Source organism: Gammaproteobacteria bacterium (assembly GCA_016712635.1).
In the GTDB taxonomy this organism is placed as follows: Bacteria; Pseudomonadota; Gammaproteobacteria; order SZUA-140; family SZUA-140; genus JADJWH01.
The window spans coordinates 679747-695322 of the sequence record JADJQS010000002.1 but is presented as its reverse complement, the minus strand read 5'-3'; the positions used below and the strand labels follow the sequence as shown (position 1 = coordinate 695322).

Annotated in this window: 9 protein-coding genes and 1 pseudogene; 6 read left to right on the top strand and 4 right to left on the bottom strand. The window is 66.2% G+C overall.

All coding sequences use genetic code 11. From position 1 onward, the window contains the following. Positions 1 to 417: 417 nt before the first annotated feature. Positions 418 to 1014, top strand: coding sequence for a hypothetical protein (locus tag IPK65_06540; protein ID MBK8162802.1), 597 nt, complete (start codon positions 418 to 420; stop codon positions 1012 to 1014). A 42-nt stretch (positions 1015 to 1056) separates the two neighbouring features. Here the strand turns inward: IPK65_06540 and IPK65_06535 are convergent, their stop codons facing one another. Together IPK65_06535 and IPK65_06530 are read right to left on the bottom strand one after the other, a co-directional pair. Next, a complete protein-coding gene (locus IPK65_06535; GenBank protein MBK8162801.1) occupies positions 1057 to 2088 on the bottom strand; it encodes an ATP-grasp domain-containing protein in 1032 nt (343 codons plus the stop codon). Then, a complete protein-coding gene (locus IPK65_06530; protein MBK8162800.1) occupies positions 2085 to 3137 on the bottom strand; it encodes a hypothetical protein in 1053 nt (350 codons plus the stop codon). The genes IPK65_06535 and IPK65_06530 overlap by 4 nt, the downstream gene beginning before the upstream one ends. Positions 3138 to 3542: 405 nt before the next feature. Between IPK65_06530 and IPK65_06525 the strand changes: the two genes are divergently transcribed. Then, positions 3543 to 3932 carry a PilZ domain-containing protein gene (locus IPK65_06525; protein MBK8162799.1) on the top strand — a complete coding sequence of 130 codons (390 nt, stop codon included), beginning with the start codon at positions 3543 to 3545 and terminating at the stop codon, positions 3930 to 3932. 354 nt (positions 3933 to 4286) lie between these two features. Then, the gene (locus tag IPK65_06520) at positions 4287 to 7352 is read left to right on the top strand and encodes a PAS domain S-box protein (GenBank protein ID MBK8162798.1); all 3066 of its coding nucleotides are present in this window, start codon (positions 4287 to 4289) and stop codon (positions 7350 to 7352) included. A gap of 91 nt (positions 7353 to 7443) precedes the next feature. Here IPK65_06520 and IPK65_06515 read toward each other — a convergent pair whose 3' ends face one another. Together IPK65_06515 and uvrA are read right to left on the bottom strand one after the other, a co-directional pair. Beyond that, positions 7444 to 8934 carry a M48 family metallopeptidase gene (locus tag IPK65_06515; protein MBK8162797.1) on the bottom strand — a complete coding sequence of 497 codons (1491 nt, stop codon included), beginning with the start codon at positions 8932 to 8934 and terminating at the stop codon, positions 7444 to 7446. A gap of 28 nt (positions 8935 to 8962) precedes the next feature. Beyond that, positions 8963 to 11833 (bottom strand): excinuclease ABC subunit UvrA, encoded by a 2871-nt coding sequence (gene uvrA / locus IPK65_06510; GenBank protein MBK8162796.1) that lies wholly within the window; start codon positions 11831 to 11833, stop codon positions 8963 to 8965. 84 nt (positions 11834 to 11917) lie between these two features. On the opposite strand from uvrA, the gene IPK65_06505 reads away from it, so the two are divergent. The 3 genes and pseudogenes from IPK65_06505 (at position 11918) to IPK65_06495 (ending at position 15563) form a co-directional block, all read left to right on the top strand. Beyond that, positions 11918 to 13312, top strand: a complete 1395-nt coding sequence (locus IPK65_06505; GenBank protein ID MBK8162795.1) for an MFS transporter — start codon at positions 11918 to 11920, stop codon at positions 13310 to 13312. Between the two features lie 28 nt (positions 13313 to 13340). Then, positions 13341 to 13804 (top strand): annotated as a pseudogene (ssb, locus tag IPK65_06500) (single-stranded DNA-binding protein). Positions 13805 to 13892: 88 nt separating this feature from the next. Then, positions 13893 to 15563, top strand: a complete 1671-nt coding sequence (locus IPK65_06495) for an NAD+ synthase (protein ID MBK8162794.1) — start codon at positions 13893 to 13895, stop codon at positions 15561 to 15563. Positions 15564 to 15576: the final 13 nt, after the last annotated feature.

The following is a 15576-nucleotide window of genomic DNA, read 5'->3' as shown; positions in this document are numbered from 1 at the left end:
TCGACGGCAAGCCTCAGGCTCGTCCTGATATTAATCTGAGCATCCTGGCTCTGCTGATGAACTGCATTCAATCTAAACATAGCCTGTACATCAAAGGCAATAATCTGTACTACGAACGGCTTTCGACGACCGACGTCATCCCGCCCCATTTAATATCCGGCCGAACCTTGTATATCGTTCAGCCCGGTTGCTCACCGTTCCGGGTTATGACCCTCCGTTGGGGCCTCGGCTCTATGATGCCTTCGAAGCCATAATTCTCTATAGCATGCAAATGATCATAAAATATGAAGAGGGAGGCCATAAAAAAGATCGTTACTTTAATCGTCTCAACGGGCTTGCTGGGGATAACTGCGATCAACTACGCCCATGGACTGAAGGAAGGAAACCTGTAGAGCTCCTGGGTTCATTGCAGCATCAATGACTTCATCGACCATCGAGATACAGGGGTTTGAGGATCTCGATCAGGATACTACCTCTCTCGATATCCTGGCGCTGTATTATGTGTCCGATAATTTCGGCCTGGGTATTACATGGAATTACGATACTACCGAAGTTTTCTTCGGGGGCGACTCGATTGAAGTGACCAGCAACGAGATAGGACCTGTTGCGGCCTACAATATCAGCTTGAATAAGGACGCCAGCCTGAAGCGCATTGGGGCATTACTAATCGCATCGATAGAAGATGATTCAATCTTTGGCGATGAAGTGACCATTGATGGAAATGGTTGGGCGGTGGGCGGGATAATTAGCAATTTCATTAATGATTATATATCCGTTAACGCGTCACTTGTCTTTGAATCACTCTCCTTGGAAGAGGATGATTTTGATACGGATGTGGATGTGGGCGGATATACGGTTGGGGTAGGGTTTCTGTCTATTTTCCGTAGTGACCATAAAAGGGGCGCGCGGTCTCCGTCGTTTTATTGGGGTCGCCTGAAACGGGAAGAGAGATGGGCTGGGCGCAGCTTCCTTTTATTAACTAATCCGTTGGTCCTGCGTCCGAGTCGCAGATAGCTTGCCACATTGGCGACATCACCGGTCCGTATTGACCGGTGGCTACTGATTTCTGAACGCATTCAGCCCCAGATTGAGTAACCGCTGGATGAACTGCGGGTAGCTCATGCCAGCCTTTTCGGCGGACAGGGCCATCTCTTCGTTGCTGGACAGCGCGGCGTTGGCGTTGACGTCGAGCACGTAGACCTTGCCGTCCTTGTTCAGGCGCAGGTCGATGCGCGCGTAGCCGCTGAGGTCGAGGGTGCGGTAGATGCGCCGGCACAGCTTGGGGATCGCCTCGGTCATGCCGGCAGGCAGGGTGCGCACGAACTGGTAGTCGATGCCGTGGCGCTCGCGGTATTTCTCGTCCCACTTCACCTTGTAGGTGGCGATGCGCGGGCCGCCTTCGTCCTGGTCGCCGAACACCAGCTCGCGCAGCGGCAGCACCTGCAGCCGGTTGTTGCCGATCACCGTGGCGTAGAGCTCGCGTCCTTCGATGAACTGTTCAGCGATGACGTCTCCGCCGCTCATCTCCTGCACCTGCACGACGCGGTGGATGAGCTCGTCGGCGTCGTTGACCACCGAGGCCTGGGAGATGCCGAACGAACCCTGCTGCAACTGCGCCTTCACCAGCATCGGATAGGGCAGGTCGCGCGCCCCGCGCGCCGAAACGGTCCGTCCCCAGCGGAAGGTGCGGAATAAAGGCACCGGGACGCGGTGGTGGCTCAGCAGCTTCTTGGACAGCGCCTTGTCGCGCGACAGCAGCAGCCCGCGCGGGTTGCAGCCGGTGTAGGGCAGCTTGAGCATCTCCAGGTAGCTGACGATGTAGTAGTCCAGCGCGACATTGCCCGCGAACTCCTCCAGCAGGTTGAACGCGATGTGCGGCTTCCACTCGTCGATGGCGTTCCTCACCGGCGTCAGGTCGTCGCCGACGCCGACGATGCGCGCCTCGTGCCCGAGGGCGAGCAGCGCCTGGCGGACGTCGTGTTCGGTCTGGTACTTGGGCATGCGCGGGTCGTCCCGGTCCGCGAGGTCGTCCGGCGGCACCAGGTCGAAGTGCGTCAGCATCATGACCCGCAGTTTTTTATTGCTCATAGATAGATGCGGAACCCGCCGCTGTAGAATTTCTGCAGTACGACCGAGGTGAGCAGCGCCGCCATCTCGGGCTTCATCTCCTGCTCCGCGCGCGCGACGCGCAGGCCGAGTTCGTCGCAGCGCCGCTCCATGCCCCTCAGCACCTCGCTGATGCGGTATTTGTACTCCGCCGTCCAGCGCTCGACGATGTCGATGATATCGCGCCGCGCGCGGCGTATGTAGCGCGAGGCCTTTTCATTGCCGGCGTGCGCCGGATCGGCGGAGAACATCTTCAGCAGGTCGCGGTCGGAAAACTCCGGGCCGTCCGAGCCGTAGCGGGCGACCTTGGCGGCGTAGTGCCCGCGCAGGGTCATGCGTATCCGGTCCGTCGGGCGGTCCTCGCGGCGGTTGCTGCGGCGCGGGCGCTGGGCGCGGATCTCGCGCATCAGCGCGTCGACGTACTCGAGCTTCTTCAGTGCCGGCCAGTAGCGGTAGCGCCGCCGCCAGTCCGATTTCGGCCGCAGCCAGACCGCGAAGGTCTCCGCCCAGTCCTCGTGGGCATGTGCCTGCGCATACCAGTTGGGCAGGTTGTGCACGAAGCGCTTGCTGTAGGGCTTGGGCAGGTAGGTGTCGGGATAGGCCGCGTTGGGGCGGCCGAAGTGGCCCCTCCAGTCGCGCCGCTCGTCCAGCCGGTAGGCGTTCAGCAGGGCGTGCGCGGTCTCGTGGCGCAGCAGGCGCATGCACCAGTCGGGCGTGCCGCCCTCCACCTCCATGAGGGCCTCATGTTCCAGGCGGCGCAGCCGCGGATGGGCGAGGTAGAACGGGATGGCGGCGCCGGGCACGCCGTCCGGGCAGTACCACTCGTCCGACAGCCAGAAGTGCGGCCGGAAGACGAAGCCGCGCTGCTCGAGCTCGCGGTAGAGCTGCCGGATGCGCGGCTCCAGCGGCGATCCTTCGATGCGCAGGCCGAGGTCGCAGATGCGCAGGTCCAGCAGCCTGTCCTTGGGCAGGCGCGCCCAGCGGTACGGCGCGCGCGCGGCGGCCTTTTTCGGTTTCTTCCGCACTGCCATCGCGCAAGCATAGGGGAAAACGGCGGCGAAGTGAAAATCCGGACCGGTTCATTCCGTCCGGCCGTTGGATGATGAATCGCGTCAGGTAAAAAAAGATGCCCCGCCGGAGCGGGGCCATGGGCTAGGACAGCTTCAGCTCACCCCAAGTGGAAAAGATCGTTCCGTCAATGGCGCTGTCTCCGTGGTGGTGCTTTCCGCCCGGAACGGGACGGATGCCAGTGATTTGGCCGCTTTTTCCCCGCCGGGGCAATACGGCATAAGTGTTACGCCCCCGCCGTTTCCCGGCCCGGAGGCGGCGGGGATTCCCCGTGAAAATCAGCCGTTTCCACGCCGCAGCGCCGGTCAAGCCATGCCCAACCCGGCCGATACAACACCGACGTCCTCACCGTTTCACCGGGTCGGAGCATGCTGGGAAGAAAGAAGAAGAACGAGCAACGGATCCAGCCGCGCTGGAAGATCGACCAGTTCCTTGCCATCTACGACGAGGACCAGGCCACCTTCCTCGGGCGGGTCGAGGACCTGAGCGAGAGCGGCATGTGTGTTCTGAGCACGGTGACGATACCGGTCGGAAACCACGTCAAGCTCGCGGTGGAGGTCATCCAGGACGATGGCAGCGTCAAGACCTTCTTCCTGCGCTGCCGCAGCCTGTGGACGCGCGCCGAGACCGACAGCGAGTACTACAGGATCGGCTTCCAGTTCTCGGGCATCGCGCAGGTGGATGCGAGCAAGGTCCGCCGGCTCATCGAGCATCAGCGCGCGCTGACCGAGCGCCACTCGCCGCCTTCCCGGTCCTGACCGCCGCCGCCGGGCCCCGGAGCGGGGCGCTCCGGGGCGTGGACAGCAGGAGAATTTCCGCTAATTCAATGGGTAAATGCCGCGAGCGCGGGGCGCCCCGGGGCCGGTTGCTTTCCTGCCGGGGGCGCACTAGAGTATCGCATTCACGGAGTGGAGCAGAAACAGAGACTTATTGTTGCAGGCAGGCCATCCGAACCCACGGCAGTCTTCACTTTCGGCGTCCTCGGTCCCTGTCCTGCGGGCAGCAAGTCTATATATAGAACCCGCCGGTACACATATTCGCTTGACGAGAGCGCGGTCGCCGGGAGCCTGGTGAACCGCGCCGGCGTGCGGGGATAGAGGGTCGTAGCCGCGATGTCATTCCGTCTCAAGATCATCCTGGGTCTGGTCGTGATCCAGCTGCTGTTGCTGGTCATACTGGTCTGGAGCAGCCTCAACTTCCTGCGCGGCTCGAACGAGATCGAGCTGTCCAACCGTGCCTCTTCCATCGCCGAGATCCTCGCCTCCACGCTGGAGGACAAGCTCCTCGGCGGCGACCGCGACGGCCTGCTCGTCCACATCAACGAAATCCTGGCCCTGCCCGGTACGGTCTACGTGCGCGTGGTCAACCTCGCCGGCGACCTGGTTGCCGAGGGCGGCGACACTGGGGCGCTGGCGCGTCCCTTCGTGGAGGATTTCCTGTTTGATGACGTCGACGACGGCATCTATGACGTCACCGCCGAGATCGTGCGCGGTGGCGGGATGGTGGGCAGCGTGCAGCTCGGCCTGTCGATCCAGACGATCAACAGCATCATGGACGCCGCGCGGCGCGAGATGGCCACCATCGCCATGTTCGGGCTCTGCATATCCATCGTGTTCTCGGTACTGCTCGGCAACTATTTCCGGCGCCAGCTCACCAGCCTGCGCGACGCCACCCGCCGCATCGCCTCCGGCGACATCGGATATCAGGTCCCGGTGCTGGGCGGCGACGAGCTCGCGCAGACGGCGGGCGCGTTCAACACCATGTCGCGCAAGCTGGTCTCGCTCTATTCCGAGAAGCAGGCCGCGCTGACCGGCGCGCGGACGAAGGCGCAGGAACTGCACGCGAGCGAACGCCGCGTGCACGCCGTGCTGCAGCACGCGATGGACGCCATCATCACCTTCGACGAGAACGGCCAGATCGAGAGCTTCAATCCGGCGGCGGCGCGCATCTTCGGCTACAGTGCCGGCGAGGCGGTCGGCCAGAGCCTCGGGCTGCTGTTGCCGCAGACCTGGCTGGCCGAGCATGAGCGCCAGATCCAGCAGTTCATCCGCGGCGGCGACCGCACGATCCTCGGCGTGGCGCGCGAGATCCAGGGCCTGCGCAAGGACGGCGCGCAGTTTCCGCTCGAGATCGAGATCAGCGAAATGGAGATCGAGGGGCGCTACCTCTTCATCGCCACGGCCCGCGACATCACCGGGCGCAAACGGGCCGAGAAGTCCCTCCGCGACAGCGAATCGGCGCTGAAAGAGGCGCAGCGCATGTCGCGCATCGGCAACTGGAGCTGGGACTTCCACGCGGACGTCCCGGTCTGGTCGGAGGAGATGTTCCGGATCTTCGGGCGCGATCCGGCCCGGCCGGCGGCGAATTTCCAGGAGGTTCCGCGGTATTTCACCCCGGAGAGCTGGTCCCGCCTGTCCTCCGCCGTCGACAAATGCGTCACCGAGGGCGTTCCCTACGAGATGGACCTGGAGCTGGTGCGCGAAGACGGCAGCCATTGCTGGGTGCTCGCCCGCGGCGAGCCCTGCCGCAACGAGGCCGGAAATATCGTCGAGCTGCGCGGCATGATGCAGGACATCACCGAGCGCAAGGAAGTGGAATCCGAGTTGCGCCGGGCAAAGGACGCGGCGCTGGAGTCCTCGCGCAGCAAGTTCGAGTTCATCGCCAACGTCAGCCACGAGATCCGCGTCCCGGTCAACAGCATGCTGCGGACCCTCAACCAGCTGCTCGATACGGAGATTTCGCCGGTGCAGCGCGAGCGCGTCACCGACATTCGTGCCGCGGGCGTTTCCCTCATCACCATCATCAACGACATGCTCGATTTCTCCAAGATCGAGGCCGGCAAGCTCTACCTCGAATCCATCGAGTTCGACCTGTGGCAGACGGTGGACATCGTTTATCAGTTGTACCGGGAGCAGGCCGCGCGCAAGGGTGTGAATCTGGTCTACGTCATGCCCCATTCGACGCCCACCGCGCTGCGCGGTGATCCGACGCGGCTGCGCCAGCTGCTCACCAACCTGGTCGACAACGCGGTGAAATTCACCGAGAAGGGCGAGGTGGTCCTGCGCATCGTGGCGACGAAGGACACGGCGGAGGGGGTTGTGCTGCGCTTCACGGTAAGCGACACCGGTCCCGGCATCGCTCCCGCCACGCAGAAGCGCATCTTCGAGATCTTTACCCGCACCGAGGCGCCGCTCACGCCGCGCTACGGCAGCTCCGGCCTCGGCCTGGTGATCTCCAAGCGGCTCACCGAGATGATGGACGGCTCCATCGGGGTCGAGAGCGAGGTCGGCCGCGGCAGCCAGTTCTGGTTTACCTGCCGTTTCACGAAACAGCGCGAGGGCAAGCTGTCGGCCCATCCGGCCAGCCGCAGCGCGGAATCCCTCCGCGTGCTGATCGTCAATGCGGACGCGGACGCGCTCGCCTCCATGCAGGGCATGGTGAGCGAGTTCGGCATGCATGCGAGCGGCATCGACGACGGCGTGCGCGCGCTGCACGAGCTCATCACGGCCGCCGAGCGCAGGCAGCCCTACGATGTGGTGATCTTCGACATGATGATGCGCGGCATGAACGGCCTGCGCTTCGCGCACACGGTGCGCGAGGATGCGCGCATCTCCGGGCTGCACATGATCATGGTCGCGACCACCGGATACCGCGGCGACAGCGAGGAAGTGCGCCACGCCGGCGTGCAGGGCTATCTGACCGCGCCGTTCGACCGCGCGGAGCTGCGCGAGTGCATCGCCGCCGTCGCCGGCATCGAGCGCGGCGACCACGACAGCTTCGTCACCCGCCACAGCCTGGCGGCCTTGCGCCAGCCGCAGCACGGCCACGCGCTCATCGTCGCGGTGACGGACGAGCGGCAGAAGCAGCTTCTGGCGCGCATCGAGCGCATCGGCTACCGCGCCAGCCTCGCGCTCGACTCCGCCCAGGCGCTGGAAGCAGCCGCGCGCAGCCGCTATGACCTGATCCTGGTGGACAACGAGGCGCGCGAGCTGCTCGACGCCGAGGCGATCCGCCGCCTGCGCAGCCGCGAACATGAGGGGGAGCGCATCCCCGTGGTGGTGATCGTCTCGCCCGCGGCGAGCGGCGCCCAGTGCCAGGCCTACCGCGCCGCCGGCGCCGACGAGTGCTTCACAGACCTCGTCGACGTCGAGGAGCTGAACCGCAAGAAAATCGGGTGAGGAGTGAGGAGTGAGGGGTGAGGAGTGAGGGGTGAGGAGTGAGGCGTGAGGCGTGAGGTGCAGGAGTATAAAAGCCGATAATCTTTTCCGCCTAACGCCTAACGCCTAACGGTTTTCTCTCCTCCTCCCCGCTGATCTTCCGCTCCGCCTTCCACAGTGTTTCCAGCTCGTCCATGCGCGCGTCGATGCGCACCTTGAGGTGCTCGTCCTGCTCGGGAACGCCGCGCCGGGCGATGCGCAACTGCTCGATGGCGGTGCGCGTCTCGCCGCGCTGGTAATGGTATTCCGCCAGCGCCAGGTGCGCCTCGGCGGTGCGTCCGAGCACGCTCGCGGCCCTGGCCTGCAGGGCATAGAGCTCCGCTTCGGGCGGGCGCTGGCGGAAATAATCGTTGATCGTCGCGAGCGCCTTCTCCGCCCGCTCGGCCTGCAGCAGGGCGTCGACGTAGCGCATGGTCAGCGGCAGGTTGTGGGGGTAGAGGCCGAGGTTGCGCTCGTAGGTGGCGAGCGCCCTGGCGGTCTGCCCGCTGGCGAGCTGGATCTGCGCCAGCAGGATCTGGAAGGCGATGCGCTCCGGCTGCCTGCTGACGAGCGGCTGGAGCTGGGCGAGCGCCTCCCGGTTGCGGCCGAGCGCGAGCAGCGAGAGGGCGTAACCGTAGGCGAGCGCTTCCTTCTCCGACTCCGGCGCAACGGCCAGGGATTTCTCGAAGTACTCGGCGCTCTTCTGCGGGTTGTTGTCCTGCAGCACGCGCGCCTTGGCGCGGATCAGCGGGTAGTTGCCGTTCGCCTCGGAACCGCGGGCGCGCGACAGCTGTTCGGCGCGGTTGCGCGAATCGGCGATGCGGTCGGAGGTGACCGGGTGGGTGAGCAGGAAGCTGTACTGCAGGTTGTCGTAGCCCGATTTCTGCAGGCGCTCGAAGAAATCCGGCATCGCGTGCGGGTCGAAGCCTGCGCCGGCGAGGAACTGCATGCCGATGCGGTCGGCCTCCCACTCGTTGGCGCGGGTGAAGTTGATCTGCTGCTGCGCGCTGCCCGCAATGGTGGCCGCGAGCGCCGCCTCGCCGATCTCGCCGCCCTGGCTGGTCTGGCTGCCGAGTATGATGGCGGCGATGATCGCCGCCGTCATCGGCGCGCTCATGCGCGCGGACTGCTCGAAGGCGCGCGCGATGTGGCGCTGCGAGACATGCGCGGTCTCGTGTCCGACGACCGCGGCGAGCTCCGCCTCGGTCTGCGTGACCAGGATCAGACCGGTATTGATGCCGATATAGCCGCCCGGGCCGGCGAAGGCGTTGATCGCCGGGTCGTTCACCACGAAGTAGGTGAACTGGCGGCCCTGCGTGCCGCTGCTGGCCACCAGGCGGTAGCCGAGCGACTGGATGTAGGATTCGATCTCCGGGTCGTTCACCACCCGCAGCGCCTGCCGCACGTTGCGCATGAACAGCTTGCCGAGCGTCTGCTCCTCGGCGGTCGACAGGTAGTTCTCGGTGGAATCGCCCATGTTCGGCAGATCGACGGCCCCGGCCCGGAACATGCAGGCGAGCAGGACGATGAGGGCGGCGATGCGGCTGGGGCGGTACGGGGTCACTGGAGGGTCCTGTGGGACGCGGTGCCGCTCACGGTCGGCGCGCCTGCCGCGGGCGGTCGGGGACGGCGTCCATTCTGCGTTGCAGCACGGGTTTCAGAAACTGTCCGGTATATGAGACCGCGCAGTCCGCGACTTGTTCCGGTGTGCCGGCGATGATCAGCTCGCCGCCCTTGTCGCCGCCCTCGGGGCCGAGGTCGATCAGCCAGTCCGCGGTCTTGATGACGTCGAGGTTGTGCTCGATCACCACGATGGTGTTGCCCTGGTCGCGCAGGCGGTGCAGCACGGCCAGCAGCTGCTTGATGTCGTGGAAGTGCAGGCCCGTGGTCGGCTCGTCGAGTATGTACAGGGTGCGGCCGGTGTCGCGCTTGGCGAGCTCGCGCGCCAGCTTGATGCGCTGCGCCTCGCCGCCCGACAGCGTGGTGGCATTCTGCCCCAGCCGGATGTAGGACAGGCCGACGTCCATCAGGGTCTGCAGCTTGCGCTGCAGCGGAGGGATGGCGTTGAAGAAGCCCAGCGCGTCCTCCACCGTCATCTCGAGCACCTCGTTGATGTTCTTCCCCTTGTAGCGGATCTCCAGCGTCTCGCGGTTGTAGCGCCTGCCCTTGCACACGTCGCAGGAGACGTAGATATCGGGCAGGAAGTGCATCTCGACCTTGATCACGCCGTCGCCCTTGCACGCCTCGCAGCGCCCGCCCTTGACGTTGAAGCTGAAGCGGCCGGGGCCGTAACCGCGCATGCGCGCGTCGGTGGTGACGGTGAACAGCTCGCGGATGTGGGTGAACAGCCCGGTGTAGGTGGCGGGGTTTGAGCGCGGCGTGCGGCCGATCGGGCTCTGGTCGATGTTGACCACCTTGTCGAAATGTTCGAGCCCGGTGACCTCGCGGCACGGTGCGGGATCCTCGCCGCCCTCGCCGATGACGCGCGCCGCGTGCAGGTACAGGGTGTCGTTCACCAGGGTCGACTTGCCCGAGCCGGACACACCGGTGACGCAGGTCATCAGGCCGACCGGGATCGCCACGTCGATGTCCTTCAGGTTGTTGCCGCGCGCGCCGAGGATGCGGCACTGCAGCTGCGGATCGGGCGCGACGCGCCGTTCCGGGATGGCGATGGCGCGGCGGCCGGACAGGTACTGGCCGGTGAGCGAGTCCGGGTGGGCGGCGATGTCGCGCGGCGTCCCCTGGGCGATGACGCGGCCGCCGTGCACCCCGGCGCCGGGGCCGATATCGACCACGTAGTCGGCGATGTTGATGGCGTCCTCGTCGTGTTCGACCACGATCACGGTGTTGCCGATGTCGCGCAGGTAGGTCAGCGTGTTGAGCAGGCGCTGGTTGTCGCGCTGGTGCAGTCCGATGGAGGGCTCGTCGAGGATGTACATGACGCCGACCAGGCCGGCGCCGATCTGGCTGGCGAGGCGGATGCGCTGGGTCTCGCCGCCTGACAGGGTGTTGGCACGGCGGTCGAGCGAGAGGTAATCGAGGCCGACGTTGACGAGGAACTCCAGGCGCTGGTTGATCTCCTTGATGATCTTCTCCGCGATCTGGCCGCGCTGGCCGGGCAGGGCGAGGGCGCCCAGGAAGGCGTGCGCCCGCCCCACCGGGAGGGAGGCGAACTCGGGCAGGATCATCTCGCCGATGAAGACGTTGCGCGCTTCTTCGCGCAGGCGCGCGCCCCGGCAGTCCGGGCATACCTTGTTGTTGAGGTATTTTGACAGTTCCTCGCGCACGATCTGCGAATCGGTCTCGCGGTAGCGCCGCTGCATGTTGGGCAGGATGCCCTCGAAGGAATGCCGGCGCAGGTTGTGCCCGCCGCGCTCACCGTTGTAGGTGAACTCGATCTCCTCATTGCCGCTGCCGTACAGGACCACCTGCCGGACCGCCTCCGGCAGGTCCTGGAACGGCGTCTCGACGTCGAACTTGTAATGGGCGGCGAGGGCGTGGATCATCTGCGCGTAATAGGTGTTGCGCAGGTCCCAGCCGCGCACCGCCCCGGCGGCGAGGCTCAGTTCCGGGTGCTGTACGACGCGCTCGGGGTCGAAGAACTCGATCACGCCGATGCCGTCGCAGGTCGGGCAGGCGCCGGCCGGGTTGTTGAAGGAGAACAGGCGCGGCTCGAGCTCGGCCAGGCTGTAGCCGCAGTGCGGGCAGGCGTAGCGCGCCGAGAATACCAGGTCCGTGCGCCCGGGCTCGTCCATGAAGGCGATGCGCACCAGTCCGTCGCTCTGGTGCAGCGCGGTCTCGAGCGATTCCGCCAGCCGCGACTGGGCGTCGGGGCGCACCTTCAGGCGATCGATCACCACCTCGATGACGTGCTTCCTGTGCGGATCGAGCGCCGGCGTCGCGTCGAGCTCGACCACCTTGCCGTCGACGCGCGCGCGCACGAAACCCTGCGCGCGCAGCTCCTCGAACACCTGCACATGCTCGCCCTTGCGGTCCTGCACCAGCGGGGCGAGCAGCAGCAGGCGCGTGTCGGGCGGCAGCGCGAGGATGTGGTCGACCATCTGGCTCACCGTCTGCGCGGCGAGCGCCTGCCCGTGGCGCGGGCAGCGCGGCTCGCCGGCGCGGGCGAAGAGCAGGCGCAGGTAGTCGTAGATCTCGGTTACCGTGCCGACGGTGGAGCGGGGATTGTGCGAGATGGTCTTCTGCTCGATCGAGATCGCGGGCGACAGCCCGTCGATGTGGTCGACGTCCGGCTTCTCCATCACGGAGAGGAACTGGCGCGCGTAGCTCGACAGCGACTCGACGTAGCGCCGCTGCCCCTCGGCGTAGATGGTGTCGAAGGCGAGCGAGGACTTGCCCGAGCCCGACAGCCCGGTGATGACGATCAGGCGCGAGCGCGGCAGGTCGAGGTCGATGTTCTTCAGGTTGTGGGTGCGCGCCCCGCGAATGAGGATCTTGTCCATGCGAATTCCCGCTCTTAAAAGCAACCTGTTAATATAGCCGCTTTATCACGGGCAAGGCAAAAAACCCTTATGTCGCATGAGAGTATGACGGCCGTCGAGCGCCGCGCCGCGCTGTCGCTGGCCGCGATCTTTTCCTTCCGAATGCTCGGCATGTTCATGATCCTGCCGGTGTTCTCGCTCTACGCCTCGGAGACCTTCGGCGCGGTCGAGCCGGTACTGATCGGCCTGGCCATCGGCGCCTACGGGCTGTCGCAGGCCGTGCTGCAGGTTCCGTTCGGCATGCTGTCCGACCGCCTCGGCTGCAAGCCGGTGATCGCCTTCGGCCTGGTCATCTTCGCGCTCGGCAGTGTGATGGCCGCCAGCGCCGATTCCATCTCCGGCATCATCCTCGGCCGCGTGGTGCAGGGCTGCGGCGCCATCGCCGCGGCGGTGATGGCGCTCGCCGCCGACCTCACGCGCGAGGAGCACCGCACCAAGGCGATGGCGATGATCGGCATCAGCATCGGCCTGTCGTTCGCGCTCTCGCTCGCGGCCGGCCCGGTCCTGAACCACTGGATCGGCGTACCCGGCATCTTCTGGCTGACCGCGCTGCTCGCCCTCGTCGGCATCGCCCTGCTGTACCTGGTGGTGCCCGATCCGGCGCGCCACCGTCCGCACCGCGACACCGGCGCGGTGCCGGGATTCTTCGGCCAGGTGCTGCGCGACCCGCAACTGCGGCGCCTCGACGGCGGCATCTTCGCCCTCCATTGCATCCTCACCGCGAGCTTCGTCGCGCTGCCGTTCGCGCTGCGCGATTTCGCCGGGGTCGAGATATCCCGCCACGGCTACGTCTATCTCCCGGTGCTGCTCGTCGCGCTGGCGGTGATGGTGCCGCTGGTGGTGATCGCGGAAAAGCGCCGGCGGCTGAAGGAGGTGTTCCTGTCCGCCGTGGCCGGCATCGCGCTGGCCGAGCTCGGCCTCGCCTTCTTCCACCATTCGCTGGCCGCGATCGTCGCCCTGCTGCTGCTGTTCTTCGTCGCCTTCAATGTGCTGGAGGCGCTGCTGCCCTCGCTGATCGCAAAGTTCGCCCCGGCGGACAAGAAGGGCACCGCGATGGGGGTCTACTCGACCTCGCAGTTCCTCGGCGCCTTCACCGGAGGGGTGGCCGGCGGTATGCTCTACGGACAGGGCGGCATCGGGGCGGTGTTCGGCTTCTGCGCCCTGGCCGCCACCCTGTGGTGGCTGTGGGCGCGCACCATGGCGCCGCCGCGCTACCTCAGTAGCTATATGATTTCCATGGGGGAAGGCCGCAAGAACGGACCCTCCGCCGAGGCCGCGCGACGGGAGCACGAGCTGCTCGCCCTGCCCGGGGTGGCCGAGGCGGTTGTTGTGATGGAGGAGGGGGTGGCGTATCTTAAGGTGGACAGCCGCGAGGTGGACTACGCCCGGCTGGACCGGCTGGCAGCCGAGTGGGCCGCAGGCGGGGCGATGAATTCATAGTATCTGTGCAAGCATCCGGGAGACGAGCATGGCAAGAGGCGTGAACAAGGTCATTCTGATTGGCAATCTGGGCAAGGACCCGGAGGTGCGTTACATGCCGAGCGGCGGTGCGGTGGCGAACGTCACGCTGGCCACCTCGGAGTCGTGGAAGGACAAGCAGTCGGGCGAGAAACAGGAACGCACGGAATGGCACAACGTGGTGTTCTATAACCGCCTGGCCGAGATCGCGGGCGAATACCTCAAGAAGGGCCCAAGGTGTACGTCGAGGGCAGCCTGCGCACGCGCAAATGGCAGGACAAGAACAGCGGCACCGACCGCTACACCACCGAGATCATCGCCAGCGAGATGCAGATGCTCGACGGCCGCGGCGGCGCGGGCGGCAGCAGCAGCGAGAGTTACGGCGAACGTTCCGGCCAGTCCCAGACCGCGCCGGCCGCGCGCGAGCAGGTCGCGGCGGGAGCCGACGACTTCGACGACGACATCCCCTTCTGAGCGGCGCGCTTGCCGTTTACCCCGCGCCGCGTCCGGTCCGAACGCCCGGCGCGGCGCACCCGCTTCTCTTCCGCAGAGGCAGTCCGCCGTGAGTGAATCCTTGCGCATCGCAATGGCGCAGCTCGACTTTCTGGTAGGCGACGTGGCGGGCAACGCCGGGCGCATGATCGCGGCCGCGGCCCGGGCGCGGGCCGAGCTCGCGGCCGATTGCGTGGTGTTCCCCGAACTCGCGCTGACCGGCTATCCCCCCGAGGACCTGCTGCTGCGCCCGGCCCTGATCGAGCGGGTGCGCGCCGGGCTGGAGCGCATCGCGCGGGAGACGCGCGGCATCGACGTGATCGTCGGCTATCCGCGCCTGTACCAGGAGCGCCTCTACAACGCAGCCTCGCTGCTGCGCGACGGGGCGGTCGTCGCGTCCTACCACAAGCAGCTGCTGCCGAACTACAGCGTGTTCGACGAGAAGCGCTATTTCGTCGCGGGCGCGGATCCCTGCGTGGTGCCGATCAGGGGCATACCGGTCGGCCTGACAGTGTGCGAGGACATCTGGCAGCCCGGGCCGGTCGAGCAGTGCGTCGGCGCCGGCGCGCGGCTGATCATCAACATCAACGCCTCGCCGTTCCATCTCGGCAAGCGCGCCGAGCGCGAGACCGCGCTGCGTGCGCGCGTGCTCGCCACGCGCGTTCCGATGCTCTACCTCAACCTGGTCGGCGGCCAGGACGAGCTGGTGTTCGACGGCGAATCCTTCGTGATGGACGCCGCGGGCGCGGTGACGCAGCGCATGCAGGCCTGGGAGCAGGGGCTTGTCCCGGCGGAGTTCAGTCTCGACGCTGCGGGACGCGTCGCCCCGCTGCCCGGCGCCGTCGCCGCCCCGCTCGCCGACGAGGCCGCGCTGTACCGCGCCCTCGTGCTCGGCGTGCGCGACTATGTCGACAAGAACCGCTTCTCCGGGGCGGTGATCGGGCTGTCGGGCGGGATTGATTCGGCCCTGACGCTCGCCATCGCCGTCGACGCCCTCGGTGCCGCGCGCGTGGAGGCGGTGATGATGCCGTCGCGCTATACCGCGGACATGAGCCGGGAGGACGCGCAGGCCGAGGCCGCCGCGCTCGGCGTCGACTACCGTGTGATACCGATCGAGCCCGCCTTCGAGGCCTTCCTCGCCATGCTGCGCGAGGAGTTCGCCGGAACGCGCGCCGACACCACCGAGGAGAACATCCAGGCGCGCTGCCGCGGCGTCATCCTGATGGCGATTTCCAACAAGAAGGGTAAAATCGTGCTCACCACCGGCAACAAGAGCGAACTCGCGGTCGGCTACGCGACGCTCTACGGTGACATGGCGGGCGGCTTCGCACCGATCAAGGACGTGCCGAAGACGCTGGTCTACCGGCTGGCGCGCTACCGCAACGCGCTGGGCGCGGTGATCCCGGAGCGGGTGTTCGAGCGGCCGCCGACGGCGGAGCTCGCGCCGAACCAGAAGGACGAGGACAGCCTGCCGCCCTATCCGGTGCTCGATGCGATCCTCGAGCGCTATGTCGAGAAGGACATGGGCGTGGAGCAGATCGTCGCCGAGGGCTACGATGCCGGCACCGTCAGGCGCTGCGTTGCGATGGTCAACCGCAACGAGTACAAACGCCGGCAGGCGCCGCCCGGCGTACGCATCTCGCGCCGCGCCTTCGGGCGCGACCGGCGCTACCCGATCACCTCGGGGTTCGAGGATGCCAACGGGGCGCCGCGGGACAAGCAGTCATCGAACCAGGGATAGAAGGAGGAGCAGT